We start from the raw sequence: 16,119 nt of genomic DNA, 5'->3' as shown, positions 1-16,119 counted from the left end.
ATGACCCGCATCTTCGAGCCCCTCGATTCCGGCAGCATCCCCCGTTATGCGGGGCTGCCGACCTTCATGCGCCTGCCGGTGGCCGAGCCGTCCGAGGTCGACATCGCCATTCTCGGCCTGCCCTTCGACCTCGGCACCACCAACCGCGCCGGCACCCGCCACGGCCCGCGCGAATTGCGCAACCAGTCGAGCCTGATGCGCCGCGTGCACCACGTCACCGGCCTGTCGCCCTATGACCGGGCGCGCGTGGCCGATTGCGGCGACGTCATCACCGATCCGTTCGACCTGATGCGCTCGCTCGACCTCATCACCGCGCATTACACGAGCGTGCGCGAGGCCGGCGCGCTGCCGCTCACCGCCGGCGGCGACCATCTCATCAGCCTGCCGATCCTGCGTGGGCTCGCGAGCGACGGGCCGGTCGGCCTCATCCAGTTCGACGCCCATTCGGACACCTATGACAGCTTCTTCAACGGCAGCCGCTACACCCATGGCACGCCGTTCCGCCGCGCCATCGAGGAAGGGCTGGTCGATCCCAAGCGCTTCGTGCAGATCGGCCTGCGCGGCGCCATTTCGGACGCCGGCAATTACGACTATGCCCGCGACATGGGCGTGCGCATCATCTTCATCGAGGAATTCGTCGCCCGCGGCGTCGAGGATGTGATGGCGGAAGCCCGCGCCATCGTCGGCGACAAGCCGACCTATGTGACCTTCGACATTGACGGCATCGACCCCTCGCAGGCGCCGGGCACCGGCACGCCGGAAATCGGCGGCTTCTCCACCCGCGAGGCGCAGGCCATGGTCCGCCTGCTCGACGGGCTCGACATTATCGGCGCCGATCTCGTCGAGGTCGCCCCGCCCTTCGACCCTTCCGGCCTCACCGCGCTCACCGGTGCCACCATCCTGTTTGAACTGCTCTGCGTGCTCGCGGGCACCGTCGAGAAGAAGGGAGCCCGCTAATGGCCCATGGCTATGAGACCGGGCGGCTCGACCTGCCCTTCGTCGGCATCTGCACCTTCGGCAAATACCCGCTCCAGCTCGACTGGGACCGGATCGACGCCGATGTCGCCATTCTCGGCGCGCCCTTCGATCTCGGCACGCAATGGCGCTCGGGCGCCCGCTCGGGCCCGCGCGCCATCCGCGAGGCCTCGACGCTGTTCTCTTTTGGCCATGCCGGCGCCTATGACCATGAGGACGACGTCACCTATCTGGCGGCGGAAAAAACCCGCATCGTCGATATCGGCGATGCCGACATGATCCACACCGACACCGACCAGAGCCACGCCAATATCGAATATGGCGTGCGCAAGATCCTCAAGGCCGGCGCCATCCCGGTGGTGCTCGGCGGCGATCACTCGGTCAACATTCCCTGCATCGAGGCGTTCTCCGACGCGGAGCCGTTCCACATCGTCCAGTTCGACGCCCATCTCGACTTCGTGGACGAGCGCAAGGGCGTGCGGCGCGGCCACGGCAACCCGCTGCGCCGGGCGGCCGAGAAGCCCTATGTCACCGGCCTCACCCAGCTCGGCATTCGCAACGTCTCCTCCACCGCCCGCGAGGGCTATGAGGCGGCGCGCTCCATGGGCTCGGACATCCTCAGCGTGCGGCAGATCCGCAAGCTCGGCACCGAGGCGGTGCTGGCCCGCATCCCGGAGGGCAAGCGCTATTACGTCACCATCGACATTGACGGCTTCGACCCCTCCATCGCGCCGGGCACCGGCACGCCGAGCCATGGCGGCTTCACCTATTACGAGGTGCTGGAACTGCTCGACGGCCTCACCAAGCGCGGCACGGTGATCGGCGTCGATCTCGTCGAGGTTGCCCGCGAATATGATCCGGGCGGCGTCACCTCGATCCTTGCCGCGCAAGTGCTGCTGAACTTCATCGGCCGCATCCTGCACAACCGGAAAAGCTGAACCTGCGCGGTCTTGACCTTCGGCACGCGTGACCGATTTGCCCTCCATCGACGTACCGGTGTCGCCACGGGCGATAAGCCGCCATGATGGCGACGCCGGGAGCCGCAGAGGAGACATCATGCGCACCCACAAGACCGCCAACGACCTGCCCTCCAACGCCAAGAAGGTCGCCATCGACCTGCTCAACGCCAATCTCGCCGCCGGCATCGACCTCGCGCTCGCCACCAAGCAGGCGCACTGGAACCTAAAGGGCCCGCACTTCATCGCCGTCCATGAGATGCTGGACGGCTTCCGCACCGAGCTGGACGGCCACAACGACACCATGGCGGAGCGCGTGGTGCAGCTCGGCGGAACGGCGCTGGGCACCACCCAGACCGTGGGCACGGCGAGCCATCTCAAGCCCTACCCCACCGACATCTACAAGATCGCCGATCATCTCGGGGAACTCGCCGACCGCTACGGCGCTGTTGCCAACAGCGTGCGCAAGGCAATTGACGAGGCGGACGAGGCCGGTGACGCCACCACCGCCGACATCTTCACCGCCGCCTCGCGTTCGCTCGACAAGGCACTCTGGTTCATCGAATCGCACCTTCAGGAAGCGCAGTAACGCCAAGGCGCGCAGGTTTCCCCAAGCCTGCGCGCGCTCTTTCATGGTATGTCGAAACCAGGAAAACGCGGCGCTGCAATCTCTACTTGTCGCGCCCGCTGTACTCGCCCGTGTTTTCTTTGAGCCCGCACGGCTTACCGCTTTGCCTAGAACGGGAATTCCGCCATTCTTCGTTTGTAAAGCGTGGCTGAATCGAAACCGGCCGGGTGGGGCATCAGCGTCCGGGACCGCAGCGAACAAGAGGGGCAAGGGCGCATGGCAGCCAGGCCAGCCAAGGAGCAGGATGATGAGATCACGTCTGCGCACATCATCTCAGCCATGAACGGCACGAGTACCGAGGGGGCCTCGGAATTCGTCATCAACCATCTGGAAATCGCCCGGGTGATCGAGCGCGCGCATCGCCGCTTTCTCGATCTTCTGCGGATCGAGCTGACGCGGCTCGGCACGGACGATATCAGTCCGTCACAGGTGATGCTGCTCTTCACCATCGGCAGCGACGAGCTCTCGGTCCGCGACCTCCTGGAGCGCGGCCACTATCTCGGCTCCAACGCCTCCTACAATCTCAAGCAGCTCGTCGAGGGCGGCTATGTCCACCGCTCGCCGTCGCTGCGTGACCGGCGCTCGGCCCGTCTCAAGCTGACGGCGAAGGCGATCAGCCTGTGCGACGCCATCCGCAACATGCACGACACCGCCGAGCGTGCCCCGCGTGACGAGGCCGAGGCGCTGGAACTGACCACCGCCTATAACGTGTTGCGCAAGCTCGAAATGCACTGGACCAGCGCGCTGCGCTATGGCGGCGACGGCGGATGACCGCCGCCTTCAGGGCGGCGACGGCGGCTGACGAACGCAGTTCTCGGTAATCTGGACGATGAAAAAAACCCGCCGCGCATGACGCGGCGGGTTTTTCTTTCGTGTCAGGTGATGACGCTCGGCGCGGTGCGGCCGGTGCGGTCGGGAATATCCGGCAGGGCACGGGCGATCTCGATCAGGTCCGCCAGCACCTCCTGCGTGTCGATGCCGTGCCGGCCGGCATCCGGCTCGAAGCGCTCGATATAGACGCGCAGCGTCGCCCCGGCCGTGCCGGTGCCGGACAGGCGATAGACGATGCGCGAGCCGTCGGTGAAGAAGATCCGCACGCCCTGGCGGGTCGTCACCGAGCCATCGACCGGGTCGTGATAGGCGAAGTCGTCCGCCTTCTCGACGGTAAGGCCGTTGATGACCGTGCCCGGCAGTCCGTCCAGACGGCGGCGCAGCTCGCCGACCAGCGCGTCAGCGGCGCTCGCATCGACCTCTTCATAATCGTGCCGCGTGTAGAAGTTGCGCCCATATTCCGCCCAGTGCGCGCTGACGATGTCGGCAAGGCTCTGGCGGCGCACGGCGAGGATGTTGAGCCACATCAGCACGGCCCACAGCCCGTCCTTCTCGCGCACATGGTTGGAGCCGGTGCCGAAGCTCTCCTCGCCGCAGACGGTGGCAAGGCCGGCATCGAGCAGGTTGCCGAAGAACTTCCAGCCCGTGGGCGTCTCGTAGCAGGTAACGCCGAGCTTGGCCGCCACCCGGTCCGCCGCGCCGCTGGTCGGCATGGAGCGGGCGATCCCCTTGATGCCGTCCTTGTAGCCGGGCGCCAGATGCGCGTTGGCGGCGATGAGGGCGAGCGAATCGGAGGGGGTGAGGTAGAGCCCCCGGCCGATGATCATGTTGCGGTCGCCATCGCCATCGGACGCCGCGCCGAGATCCGGCGCGTGGTCGGACATCAGCAGATCATAGAGATCCTTGGCGTGGACGAGATTCGGGTCGGGGTGATGCCCGCCGAAATCCGGCAGCGGCTCGCCATGCACCACCGTGCCCGGCGCGGCGCCCAGCGTCTCCTCGAGGATCGCCGTGGCATAGGGCCCGGTCACCGCGCTCATCGCGTCGAAGCGCATGGTGAAGCCGGACGCGAACAGGTCGCGGATCGCGTCGAAATCGAACAGCGTCCCCATGAGCTCGGCATAGTCTTCCACGGGGTCGACGACATCGACCACCATGTCCTCGACGCGGGTGAGGCCGAGCGCATCCAGATCGACATCCGGCGCGTCGCTGATGCGGTATTCGCTGATGGTCTTCGAGCGCTCGAAGATCGCGTCGGTCACCGGCTCGGGGGCCGGGCCGCCATTGCCGATATTGTACTTGATGCCGAAATCGCCGTGCGGGCCGCCCATATTGTGGCTCGCGGACAGGATGATGCCGCCGAACGCCTCATGCTTGCGGATGACGCAGGAAGCGGCGGGGGTGGAGAGGATGCCGCCCTTGCCGACCAGCACCCGCCCGAAGCCGGCTGCCGCCGCCATCTTGATGACGATCTGGATCGCCTCGCGGTTATAGAACCGCCCGTCGCCGCCGATCACCAGCGTCTCGCCCTCGAATTCCGCCAGGCTGTCGAACAGCGCCTGAACGAAATTCTCCACATAATGCGGCTGCTGGAACACCTGGACCTTCTTGCGCAGGCCGGAGGTGCCGGGCTTCTGGCCCTCGAAGGGCGTGGTGGCGACGGTACGGATCATGGTTCCCCCTCTGAACTCTTGGTCGTCATCCCGGAGGGCCGCAGGCCGATCCGGGATCGCGCATGGCGCGGCGAGCGATCCCGGATCGCCGGCCAGACCGGCGCCCGGGATGACGGTTGAGACTATCGGCCCGTCAGATGGGCGAGCAGCCCGGCGGCGGAGGCCGAGAGGTCGGGCGAGGCCTGCCCGCTCTCCACCGCCGGCAGCAGCGTGCTGGCGAGTTCCTTGCCGAGCTCGACGCCCCACTGGTCGAAGCTGTTGATGTTCCAGATCGCCCCTTCGACGAACACGCGGTGCTCATAGAGCGCGATGAGGCGCCCGAGCGTGTAGGGGTCGAGCCGCTCATAGGCGATGGTGACGGAGGGCCGGTTGCCGGGGAACACCCGATGCGGGGCGATCTTGCTCGCGCTCGCCTCGTCGCGGCCGGCGGCCAGCAGCTGCGCCTTCGCCTCCTCCAGCGTGCGCCCGCGCATCAGCGCCTCGGACTGGGCGAGGCAATTGGCGATGAGCATGGCGTGCTGGCGCTTCAGGCCGGGCAGCGCATCCTCGCCATGGCCCTTGGCGGCGATGAGGAACTCGACCGGGATCGGGCTGGTGCCCTGATGGATGAGCTGGAAGAAGGCGTGCTGGCCATTGGTGCCCGGCTCGCCCCACACCACCGGGCCGGTGTCATGGGCGACCTCGGTGCCCTCGAGCGTCACGCGCTTGCCGTTGCTCTCCATGTCAAGCTGCTGGAGATAGGCCGGCAGGCGGGCAAGGTGCTGGTCATAGGGAATGACCGCGCGGGTGGCATAGCCGCACACATCGCGGTGCCAGATGCCGACGAGGCCGAGCAGCACCGGCAGGTTCTGCGCCAGCGGCGCGGTGCGGAAATGCTCGTCCATGGCGTGGCCGCCATCGAGGAAGCGGCCGAAATTCTCCGGGCCTATGGCGATCATCACCGGCAGGCCGATCGCCGACCACACCGAATAGCGCCCGCCGACCCAATCCCAGAAGCCGAACACCCGGTCGGGCGCGATGCCGAAGGCCGCCACCTTGTCGAGCGCGGTGGAGACCGCCGCGAAATGGTGCCCCACCGCCGCCTCGCCGAGCGCCTCGACCACCCAGCGCCGGGCGCTGGCGGCATTGGCCATCGTCTCCTGCGTGGTGAAGGTCTTGGAGGCGACGATCACCAGCGTGGTCGCCGGATCGAGCGGCTTGATAGTGTCGAAGAGATGTGCGCCGTCGACATTGGAGACGTAATGCGCGCGCGGACCGTCGTGATAGGGCGCCAGCGCCTGCGTCGCCATTACCGGCCCGAGATCCGAGCCGCCAATGCCGATATTGATGATGTCGGTGATCGCCTTGCCGGTCGCGCCGGTGAGCGTGCCCGAACGGATGCCCTCGGCGAAGGCGCCCATATCGGCCAGCACCTTGGCGACATCGCCGCGCACATCCTGCCCGTCCACATGGAACGGCGTCGCGCTGCGGTTGCGCAGCGCCGTGTGCAACACGGCGCGGTCCTCGGTGAGGTTGATATGCACGCCCGCGCACATCGCCGCGCGCTTCTCCTCGACGCCCGCCGCGCGGGCAAGGTCGATCAGCAAAGCGAGTGTGTCGGCCGACAGCGAGCATTTGGAAAAGTCGAGCAGCACGTCCTCGAAGGTGGCCGAGAAGCGCGCGAAGCGCTCGCCATCCTGGGCGAACAGCGCCGCGACCTTCTGCGACGCCCGCGCCGCGCGGTCGGCGGACAGGGCCTTGAAGACGGGATCGGTCGCGGTGCTCATGCGGTATCTCCGAACTGGTGAAGCGGACGCAGCCTAGTCGCTGCGCCCCATGCTCTTCTTGACCGCCTCGATAAGCTGCTTGAGCGTGAAGGGTTTCGGCAGGAAGCCGAAATCCGCACCCTCCGGCAGGTTCTTGGCGAAGGCCTCCTCGGCATAGCCCGACATGAATATCACCTTTATGTCGGGATGCGTGCCGCGCAGCTCCTTGAGCAGGGTCGGGCCGTCCATCTCCGGCATCACCACGTCGGAGAGGATGAGATCGACCTCGCCGCCATGCTCGGCCATGACTTCCAGCGCCTCGACGCCGGAGCCGGCCTCCAGCACCTGATAGCCGCGCGAGGCGAGCGCGCGGGCGGCGAAGGCGCGCACCGCTTCCTCGTCCTCGACCAGCAGCAGCGTGCCGCGTCCGGTGAGATCCTGCGGCTTGGCCGGCGCCTCCACCTCGGCGCGGGCGGGCAAGTCAACCACCTCGGGAATGTGGCGCGGCAGGAAGACGCGGAACACCGAGCCGTGGCCGACCGCGCTCTCCACCTGCAGCGTGCCGCCGGTCTGCTTGACGATGCCATAGACGGTGGAGAGGCCGAGGCCCGTGCCCTTGCCCACTTCCTTGGTGGAGAAGAACGGCTCGAAGATCTTGTCGATGATGGCGGGGGGAATGCCGGTGCCGGTGTCGGTCACCTCCACCAGGACATGGTCGGCGCGCGGCAGGCCGGCCTCGGCGTAGAACTCCGCCTGCTCGGCCGGCACATTCACCGTGCGGATGGTCAGCGTGCCGCCCTCAGGCATGGCGTCGCGCGCATTCACCGCGAGATTGACGATGACCTGCTCGAACTGGTTGAGGTCCGCCTTCACCGGCCAGAGGTCGCGGCCCTCCTTTACCTCCAGCTTGACCATCTCGCCCAGCAGGCGGCGCAGCAGCATGGAGAGGTCGCTCATCACGTCGCCGAGCTTGAGCACCTGCGGGCGCAGCGTCTGGCGGCGCGAGAAGGCCAGCAGCTGGCGCACCAGACCGGCGGCGCGGTTGGCGTTCTGCTTGATCTGCATCACGTCCTGGAAGGACGGATCGGTCGGCCGGCTATTGGCCAGCAGGAGGTCCGAATAGCCGATGATGGCGGTCAGCACATTGTTGAAGTCGTGCGCCACGCCGCCGGCGAGCTGGCCGACCGCCTGCATCTTCTGCGACTGGGCGAACTGCGCTTCCAGCGTGCGCTGCTCGGTCGTGTCGATCGCATAGACAATCGCCGCCTCGCCGCCCGCCGCCTCGTCCTCGACCGGGGCGACATAGAAGCGGACCGAGCGTCCGCCATCGCGCTCGGCGCCGATGTCGAGCGGGCTCGGCGGGGTATGGCCGTTGACTGCCGCCTCGATGACGCCGGCAAACGCACCGCGCGAGCCTTCGCCAATCACCTCGACCAGCGGGCGCCCGCGCGCCGCCTCCCGCCCGCCGAACAGCCGGGCGAACATGGCATTGGCGCGGGCGATGCGGCCCTCGCGATCCACCGTCGCGATGGCGATGGGCGAATTGTGGAAGAAGCGGGCGAAGCGCACCTCGGCGGCGCGGGCGGGATCGCCGGCATTGTCCTCGCGCGAGCGGTTGACGACCAGCGTGCGCGAGGCGCCGGGCGTGCCGTCGGAGGAAAAAGCCACGCGGTGCCAGAGGCGCACCGGCAGGGTCTGGCCGTTCTTGCGCTTGAGGTCGAGGTCGAGCACCTCGGTGCGCACCCCGCCGGGCACCGGGGCGATATTGGTCAGCAGCGCCGCCGCCGGGCCGGGCACGAGATCGACGACGGAGAGCCCGCCCGGACCGAATTCGGCGAGATCATAGCCCAGCCAGTCGACCAGCGTGGCGTTGATGTAATGGATCGCCCCGCCCGCCGCCGAGAAGAAGCCGGCGGGGGCGTGGTCGAGATAGTCGATGGCGTGCTGGAGTTCGAGGAAGGCGGTTTCCTGCCGCTCGCGCTCGCGGGTGAGGTCGCTGACCGTCCACACCGCGAAGCGCCCGCCGCGCTGGCGCGCCGCCGCCGGGCGGGCGCCGAGCCGCAGCCAGCGCACCGGCTGGCCGGGGGTGGCGACGCGCACTTCCTCGCTCGCCGCGCGCCCCTCCCGCACGCCCTGCGCGAGGCGGTACACGGCCTCCGATGCGTCGGGATCGCTGGTGAACAGCCGCTCGACGGGGCGCGCCTCGTCCGGGCTCGGCGCGCCGATGATCTCGCAATAGCGCGGATTGGCGTAGAGCACGCGGCCGAGCGCATCGACCACGCTGATGCCCTCAGTAGCGCTATCGACCACGCGCCGGGCCAGCTCGTCATGCGGGTCCGGCAGGCCGAAGCGCAGCAGCCCCGCCGCATAGGCGAACAGCGCGAACACGCCGACCACGGCGAGGACGGTCAGCAGCCCGATGATCCAGGGATCGGCCCGCTCCCGGCCGAGCAGAAGCAGCGACACGACGGCGCCGACAAGGGCCAGCGCGACCACCAGCACCAGCCGGATGCTGCCGCCGATTTCGGGGCGGGCGAGAGTGCGATCGTCGGGTCCGCTATCCGCCATGTCCAAGCCAAAAGGCTCCCGCGCGACGCGGCGGGGAGCGATTCATCAGGTCTTCTTGGTGCCTGACCCGCCGACGCGGGGCAAGGGCGATTCGCCCCTATGCCCGTTTTCGCAGGGGAGGCCGGGTGCCCGCGCCGCGTCCCCCGCCGCCGGGGCGCGAGGCATGCAAGGCGGGCCTGAGGCCCCTCCCGGCGGCCCTCCCGCTGGCCCTCCCCTTGCCGAGCACGGGCTTCCGCGACACAAAGAGCGCAAACCGGCGTGGCAGAGAGCGGTCATCCGGCGTTTTAAGGAGAGCCGAACCGATGGGCGACACGCTGAATTCCCTGAGCGGGCTGGGCATCTGGCTGGCCTTTGGCGGCCTCGCCGTCATGGCCGTGCTGGCGCTCATCGTCGGGCGGCGCGGCAAGCGCCGGGGCGCCCATGGCGTCGCCGCCGGCCACCGCCTCGCCGTGCTCGACCAGGTGCCGATCGACCAGACCCGCCGGCTCGTGCTGATCCAGCGCGACGAGGTGCAGCACCTCGTGATCCTCGGCGGCGGCAGCGATTTCCTCGTCGAGAGCGGCATCCGCTCCGGCGAGCCGACGCTGGCGACCGGACACACCCATCACCATCACGGCGAGCCGCATCACCGCCCGGTCTTCCTCGACGAGCCGCACCGCGCCGCGCCCGAACCCGCCGCCGCGCCGGTGGCGGCGCGGGCGCCGGAGCCGGAGACCCGCCCCGAGCCCCGCCCGGTCGAGCGTCCCGCCGTCGAACGCGCCGTGGAGCGCCCCGCGCCTGTGGCGGCGCGCGAGCCGCTGATCCGCCCCGCCGCCCCACGCCGTCCCGTCACCAATGTGAAGCCGGCCGAACCCGCCGCCCCGGAGCCGCGCCTCGACATGGAGCTGGAGCCGGTCTCCCCGCCCCCGCCGCGTCCCGTGATGGACACGCCGCGTCCGCGCCCGCCCGTGCGGCCCGAGGCCAAGGCCGAGCCGCGTCTTGAGCCGGCGGAAAAGTCGGAAGGCGGGCGCGTCGCGGTGAAGCTCGACCCGTTCTTCGCCGGCATGGTCGATCAGCTCGAGGAAACGCTGCGCCGCCCCACCCTCGCCGGCGAGGGTGCGCGCACCGCGACCGTGACCGCGACGACCGTGACCGTCACCGCGACGCCGGCCGCGACGCCCGCCCCTCGGCCCGCCCCGGAGGCACCGATCCTCGATGTCGCGCCGCTCATTGCGGTGAAGGACGAGCCGACGGCCGCCGCCGCGCCGGAGATCCTGCCGCCGCTCACCGCGAGCGACGAGGTGCCCACCGAAAAGGCACCGCCCGTCGTCGTTCCCACCGCGCAGGACCGTGCGGCCGCGCCGGGGGATGATGCGTTCGAGATCGAGATGGCGAACCTGCTGGGGCGCAAGCGCCCCTGAGCGCGGCGCCTCCCTCTCTGCCAACAAAAAGGGCGGCCCGGATGATCGGGCCGCCCTTTTCAGATCAGTATTGCGTGCCGCGCCCTAATCGTCGCGGTAGACGCGCTCGCGGCGCTCATGGCGCTCCTGCGCCTCGATGGAGAGCGTCGCGATCGGCCGGGCTTCGAGGCGCTTGAGCGAGATAGGCTCGCCCGTCTCCTCGCAATAGCCGTAGGAGCCGTCGTCGATCCGCTCCAGCGCCGAGTCGATCTTGGCGATCAGCTTGCGCTGGCGATCACGCGCCCGAAGTTCGATGGCGCGGTCGGTTTCCGAAGAGGCCCGGTCGGCAATGTCCGGGTGATTCTGGTTTTCGTCCTGAAGGTGCTGAAGCGTCTCACGCGCCTCGCGCAGGATATCATCCTTCCAGGCGAGCAGCTTCTGGCGGAAATACTCCCGCTGCCGCTCATTCATGAAAGGCTCGTCCTCGCGGGGGCGATATTCCTGGTCGATCTCCACCGACATCGGCCTTCGTCCTCGTGTTCGGGGGTCACCCCTTCGGGCGCCGCTTATAGACCGCCGGATCGCCCGGTACAACAGTTCTCGTCGTCACGCATACGACATGAAATCCGGGCGTTTTCAGCGTCTTGCGCGCTGTTGCCGGCCGACCCGCGTCCGAAGAGGCAAGCGCCGGGCCAAACGGCAAAGCCCCGATTATCCACGCAAAACAAAACGCCCCGGCACCATGCGATGCCGGGGCGCTGGTTCAGCACCGGGAATGCTCATCCCGTCTCAGTCGAAGCCGAGGAAGAAGGTGTAGGAGAGCGACACGCCCGCCTGGAACTGGTTGCGGTCGCCGTTCTGAACGACCAGCGGGCTGTCGGCGGCATCGTCGGCGAGATACTTGTACTCGGCGAACACCGAGCCGAGGATCGCCGGCGTGAAGCGCTTGAGGATCTGGCCGCCGAAGCCGACCGAGTATAGGCCACCGCCCGCCTCGTAAGTCCCCAGATTGTTGCCCAGCGCGATGGCCGACGCCGATTCTTCCGGCGTGATGCCATAATAAGCGTCGATATAGCCCGAGCTCGCCAGCGTCATGCGCGGGCCGGCGGAGATCGCCATGCCGCCCCAGAAATCAGTGAAGTAGATCGCGTCGATGGCGAAGTCGGCCACAGCGCCCTCGAAGCCGCCGAAGCCGTAGCGCAGGTCGGCGCGCAGGCGCAGCCAGTCGACCGGGTACCACTGGGCGTAGCCGCCGATCTCATAGGCGTAATCGACATCGTCGAGACCGCGCAGATCGTCCGAATCGCCAGCGTCACGCTTCCAGTCGATCTTGCCGGTGATACCGGCCTCGACCTTGCCGGTGTCGTAGAGCGCGATGCTCGCATTGTCATTGAAGCTGCGCCAGCGGCTCAGCTTGTCGGCGCGCGAGATGCTGATGATCGGGCGGAAAGCCGCCTCATAGTCATCCGAGCCCATATAGTCGGGCTGCGCCATCACATAGCCGCCGACCGTGATGGTCCATTCGCGATCCACCGCCGCGGGCGCGGACACGGTGGCCGACGCGGTCGCGGGCATGCCCACGGACATGTCGGCGGCAGACGCCATCGTGGCGATCCCCACCGAGGACGCCAGAACCACGAGACCCGTCGCAACGATCGAACGCATTGACCACACCCTGCTGAAGAACCGTCACAATACATATACGAGGAAGGGCCGCCTGTGGTTGCCGAAAAGTCACGTAAGGTGCCGCCCACGACGTCATCGTCATAATCCTGCACGACAGCCTTAACGGGAGCTTGCCAGACGGCATCCGCGTCCGGCCGGGCGCGGGTCACCCGGTGAACGCAACGGGTTGAGGCACCCGGACGCAGCGTCGGCGCGGGCAATGCCGTCATTCCGCCCCTATATGTGAGGTATCGAGCCGCTGTCTCGTCAGCCGGAGGATTGCGATGCCGCGCCTGTTTCTGCTTCGTCACGCCAAATCCGCCTGGCCGGAGGGCGTTGCCGACCGTGATCGCCCGCTTGCCCCGCGCGGCGAGCGTGGCGCGGCGGCGATCGGTGCCTATATGGCGGAGAACAACCTTTTTCCCGCCCGCGCGCTGGTCTCCCCCGCGCGGCGCACGCTGGAGACCTGGGACATCGCCACCCGCACCTGGCCCGCGCACACCCCGCCGGTTTTCGAGGCCGGCATCTATGAGGCCTCGGCCGACCGGCTGCTGGAGATCATCCGCGCGCAGGAGGGCCACTCGCCGCTGATGCTGGTCGGGCACAATCCCGGCACGGAGGAACTGGCCGCCCGCCTGCTCACCCGCGCCCACCGGGTGAAGGTGCTGCCGAAATACCCGACCGGCGCGCTCGCCGTGATCGACGTGCCCGGCGCCGACTGGGCGCATATCGCCACCGGCGAGGGCACGCTGGAGCGATTCGTCACCCCGCGCGCGCTGGGCGTGGCGAAAGACTGAGAGAGCCGAGAACAAGGAATCGCTTTGCCCTCCTGGTATGAAGAGCTGATCGACGAGGCCCGCCTCACCGCCCTGACCCTGCTGGACCGGGCGGAGGATCTCGCAAACCCGACGCTGCGCCTCGGCATTACCGGTCTGTCGCGCTCGGGCAAGACCGTCTTCACCACCGCGCTCATCCATGCGCTGGCGCGCGGCGGGCGGCTGCCGGTGTTCCAGGCCATGCATGAGGGCCGCATCGCGAGCGCCCGGCTGGAGCCGCAGCCGGACGACGCGGTGCCGCGCTTCAATTATGAGGGGCATCTGGCCACGCTGGTGGATGAGCGGCGCTGGCCGGATTCGACGCGGCGTATCAGCGAGCTGCGCCTTGCCATCGACTACGCGCCGACGCGCGGCGGGCGGCGCTCGCTCACCCTCGACATTGTCGATTACCCCGGCGAATGGCTGCTCGACCTGCCGCTGCTCGATCAGGACTTCTCGGCCTTCGCCGCCAACAGCCTGAACCTTGCCCGCGCCCCGGCGCGCCGGCATCTCGCCGGCCTGTTCCTTGGCCGGCTGGACAGCCTCGACCCGGACGCGCCGGCCGACGAGGCCCATGCGCGCGAACTCGCCGCGCTGTTCACCGACTATCTCGCCGCCTGCCGGGCGGAGACCGTGTCCATGAGCCTGCTGCCGCCCGGCCGCTTCCTCATGCCCGGCGATCTCGAAGGCTCGCCGGCGCTGACCTTCGCCCCGCTCGACCTCTCGCCCGGTCAGGAGGCGAAGCCCGGCTCGCTGCACGCCATGATGCGCCGGCGCTATGAGGCCTATAAGGACAATGTGGTCCGCCCCTTCTTCCGCGACCATTTCGCCCGGCTCGACCGGCAGATCGTGCTGATCGACGTCTTGAGCGCGCTCAATGCCGGGCCGGCGGCGCTGGCGGATTTGGAGGCCGCGCTCGACGGCATTCTCGCGGCTTTCCGGGTCGGGCGGAATTCCTGGCTCTCGGCGCTGTTCCGCCATCGCATCGGCAAGGTGCTGTTCGCCGCCACCAAGGCCGACCATCTCCACCACACCAGCCATGACCCGCTGGAGGCCATCCTGCGCCGCCTCGTCGAGCGCGCGCTGGGGCGGGCGTCGAGCGCCGGGGCGGAGATCGACGTGGTGGCGCTCGCCGCCGTCCGCGCCACCCGCGAGGCGATGGTGAAGCGCGGCCGGGCGCATCTGCCGGCCATTGTCGGCGTGCCCGAAGCCGGCCAGCATGGGGCGGACGAGTTTGACGGGCTGGCCGAGGCCGCCGTCTTCCCCGGCGACCTGCCGGAGAACCCCTCCGTTCTGTTCGACCCCACCCTCGGCTTCAAGGGGCTGGCCGATGCGCAGGGCGGGGATTTCCGCTTTCTGCGCTTCCGCCCGCCGCTGGTGACGCGCAATGGCGATGGCGAGGCGCTGCCCATGCCCCATATACGCCTCGACCGTGCCCTCGAATTCCTGCTCGGCGACCGGCTGAAATGACCATGACCGACCGTTCCCCCCGCCGCCCGCAGGCCTTCCGGCTCGACGATCCCGATGTCGTCTTCGCCGAGGAGGGCCGCCCCGCCCCGCGCGGCTCCATCGTGGTGACGCCGACCCCGGCGGCGCTGGAGCCGGCCGAGGATGTGCCGCTGCCCGTGCCCCCGCCCAAGGCCTCGCGCTGGGCGACGCTGTTCTGGTCGGGCCTTGGCGGCCTCGTCAGCCTCGGCGTCGGCCTCGCCGTCTCCAAGCTGATCGAGGATCTGTTCGCCCGCGCGGACTGGCTCGGCTATGTCGGCCTCGCCTTCGCCGCCGCCCTCGCCGTGGGCGCGCTCGCCATCCTCGCCCGCGAGATCTTCGGGCTGATGCGGCTGAAGACGCTGAACGATCTGCGCGAGCGCGCCGCCGAAGCGCTGGCGAAGGACGACCGGCGCGTCGCCGAGACGGTGACGCAGGAATTGCTCGCCGTCACCCGCACCTCGCCCCGGCTCTACCGGGCGCGCACCGAACTCACCTCGCATCTCGGCGCGATCATCGACGGGGCGGACCTTGTGCGCCTCACCGAACGCCATCTGATGGGCCCGCTGGACGCGGAGGCGACGCGCCTCGTCTCCGCCGCCGCCAAGCGCGTCTCCGTCGTAACGGCAGTGTCGCCGCGCGCGGCGGTCGATTTGATCTTCGTGCTGGTTACCGCCATCGGCCTCGTGCGCCGCCTCGCCCTGCTTTATGGCGGGCGGCCCGGCACGCTGGGGATGATCCGGCTGTTCCGGCAGGTCATAGCCCATCTCGCCGTCACCGGCGGCATGGCGGCGGGGGATTCGCTGATCCAGCAGGTGGTCGGCCACGGCCTTGCCGCCAAGCTGTCCGCCCGGCTCGGCGAGGGGGTGGTGAACGGGCTGCTCACCGCGCGGCTCGGCCTCGCCGCCATCGAGGTGACGCGGCCTTTGCCCTTCGCGGCGCTGCCCGCGCCGGCGCTAAGGGATGTCGCATCCGGGCTCATCACCCGCGAGGCCAAGCCCGACAAGGCCGGCGATCAGCCCTGATGTTCGGGCGTGCGCACGACGAGCCCGTCCAGCGCGTCGGAGATCTTGATCTGGCAGGAGAGGCGCGAGGTCGGCTTCACGTCGGAGGCGAAGTCCAACATGTCCTCTTCCATCGGGCCTGGCTCGCCGGTCTTCCCCGCCCAGGCCTCGTCGACATAGACGTGGCAGGTCGCGCAGGCACAGGCGCCGCCGCACTCGGCATCAATGCCGGGGACGCCGTTGCGGATCGCCGCCTCCATCACAGTTGAGCCGGATTGTGCCTCCACGGTGCGTTCGGTTCCCGCGGAGTCGATGAAGGTGATCTTGGCCATGGCGATGGGCTTCGACGCTCTTGAAGAATTAAAAGGAAGACGCCCTATCTAGCTCCCATGGCC

Annotated in this window: 14 protein-coding genes; 8 read left to right on the top strand and 6 right to left on the bottom strand. The window is 68.7% G+C overall.

Annotated elements, in window-relative coordinates; genetic code table 11:
• The 4 genes from speB (OU996_RS12875) (at position 1) to OU996_RS12860 (ending at position 3,330) form a co-directional block, all read left to right on the top strand.
• Positions 1–957, top strand: coding sequence for an agmatinase (gene speB / locus OU996_RS12875; protein ID WP_267582017.1), 957 nt, complete (start codon positions 1–3; stop codon positions 955–957).
• Positions 957–1,913, top strand: coding sequence for an agmatinase (speB, locus tag OU996_RS12870; protein WP_267582016.1), 957 nt, complete (start codon positions 957–959; stop codon positions 1,911–1,913). The genes speB (OU996_RS12875) and speB (OU996_RS12870) overlap by 1 nt, the downstream gene beginning before the upstream one ends.
• Before the next feature lie 118 nt (positions 1,914–2,031).
• Complete coding sequence (gene dps, locus OU996_RS12865) at positions 2,032–2,520, top strand: DNA starvation/stationary phase protection protein Dps (protein ID WP_267582015.1); 489 nt, start codon at positions 2,032–2,034, stop codon at positions 2,518–2,520.
• 318 nt (positions 2,521–2,838) lie between these two features.
• Positions 2,839–3,330: a MarR family winged helix-turn-helix transcriptional regulator gene (locus OU996_RS12860; RefSeq protein WP_267582014.1), complete on the top strand. Its 492-nt coding sequence runs from the start codon at positions 2,839–2,841 to the stop codon at positions 3,328–3,330.
• Positions 3,331–3,434: 104 nt separating this feature from the next.
• Here OU996_RS12860 and OU996_RS12855 read toward each other — a convergent pair whose 3' ends face one another.
• The 3 genes from OU996_RS12855 to cckA all read right to left on the bottom strand — a co-directional run bounded on the left by OU996_RS12855 (position 3,435) and on the right by cckA (position 9,376).
• Complete coding sequence (locus OU996_RS12855; RefSeq protein ID WP_267582013.1) at positions 3,435–5,063, bottom strand: alpha-D-glucose phosphate-specific phosphoglucomutase; 1,629 nt, start codon at positions 5,061–5,063, stop codon at positions 3,435–3,437.
• A gap of 122 nt (positions 5,064–5,185) precedes the next feature.
• On the bottom strand, positions 5,186–6,829 hold the full coding sequence (pgi, locus tag OU996_RS12850; protein ID WP_267582012.1) for a glucose-6-phosphate isomerase: 1,644 nt from the start codon (positions 6,827–6,829) through the stop codon (positions 5,186–5,188).
• A gap of 33 nt (positions 6,830–6,862) precedes the next feature.
• Positions 6,863–9,376, bottom strand: a complete 2,514-nt coding sequence (gene cckA, locus OU996_RS12845) for a cell cycle histidine kinase CckA (protein ID WP_267582011.1) — start codon at positions 9,374–9,376, stop codon at positions 6,863–6,865.
• A 302-nt stretch (positions 9,377–9,678) separates the two neighbouring features.
• Between cckA and OU996_RS12840 the strand changes: the two genes are divergently transcribed.
• Positions 9,679–10,776 (top strand): flagellar biosynthetic protein FliO, encoded by a 1,098-nt coding sequence (locus tag OU996_RS12840; RefSeq protein WP_267582010.1) that lies wholly within the window; start codon positions 9,679–9,681, stop codon positions 10,774–10,776.
• Between the two features lie 84 nt (positions 10,777–10,860).
• Here the strand turns inward: OU996_RS12840 and dksA are convergent, their stop codons facing one another.
• Both dksA and OU996_RS12830 read right to left on the bottom strand, forming a co-directional pair.
• On the bottom strand, positions 10,861–11,277 hold the full coding sequence (dksA, locus tag OU996_RS12835; protein ID WP_267582009.1) for an RNA polymerase-binding protein DksA: 417 nt from the start codon (positions 11,275–11,277) through the stop codon (positions 10,861–10,863).
• A gap of 267 nt (positions 11,278–11,544) precedes the next feature.
• Positions 11,545–12,420 (bottom strand): MipA/OmpV family protein, encoded by an 876-nt coding sequence (locus tag OU996_RS12830; protein WP_267582008.1) that lies wholly within the window; start codon positions 12,418–12,420, stop codon positions 11,545–11,547.
• A gap of 284 nt (positions 12,421–12,704) precedes the next feature.
• Between OU996_RS12830 and OU996_RS12825 the strand changes: the two genes are divergently transcribed.
• From OU996_RS12825 to OU996_RS12815, 3 genes are read left to right on the top strand one after another with little or no spacing between them, the layout of a single operon-like run.
• Positions 12,705–13,217: a SixA phosphatase family protein gene (locus OU996_RS12825; protein ID WP_267582007.1), complete on the top strand. Its 513-nt coding sequence runs from the start codon at positions 12,705–12,707 to the stop codon at positions 13,215–13,217.
• Between the two features lie 24 nt (positions 13,218–13,241).
• Complete coding sequence (locus tag OU996_RS12820; RefSeq protein WP_267582006.1) at positions 13,242–14,705, top strand: YcjX family protein; 1,464 nt, start codon at positions 13,242–13,244, stop codon at positions 14,703–14,705.
• Positions 14,706–14,707: 2 nt separating this feature from the next.
• Complete coding sequence (locus OU996_RS12815) at positions 14,708–15,745, top strand: YcjF family protein (RefSeq protein ID WP_267582005.1); 1,038 nt, start codon at positions 14,708–14,710, stop codon at positions 15,743–15,745.
• Here OU996_RS12815 and OU996_RS12810 read toward each other — a convergent pair.
• On the bottom strand, positions 15,736–16,056 hold the full coding sequence (locus OU996_RS12810; RefSeq protein WP_267582004.1) for a 2Fe-2S iron-sulfur cluster-binding protein: 321 nt from the start codon (positions 16,054–16,056) through the stop codon (positions 15,736–15,738). The two genes, OU996_RS12815 and OU996_RS12810, sit on opposite strands and share 10 nt — an antisense overlap.
• Positions 16,057–16,119 lie beyond the last annotated feature (63 nt).

The organism is Ancylobacter sp. SL191 (assembly GCF_026625645.1).
In the GTDB taxonomy this organism is placed as follows: Bacteria; Pseudomonadota; Alphaproteobacteria; order Rhizobiales; family Xanthobacteraceae; genus Ancylobacter.
This window is presented reverse-complemented; position numbering and strand designations above follow the sequence as displayed.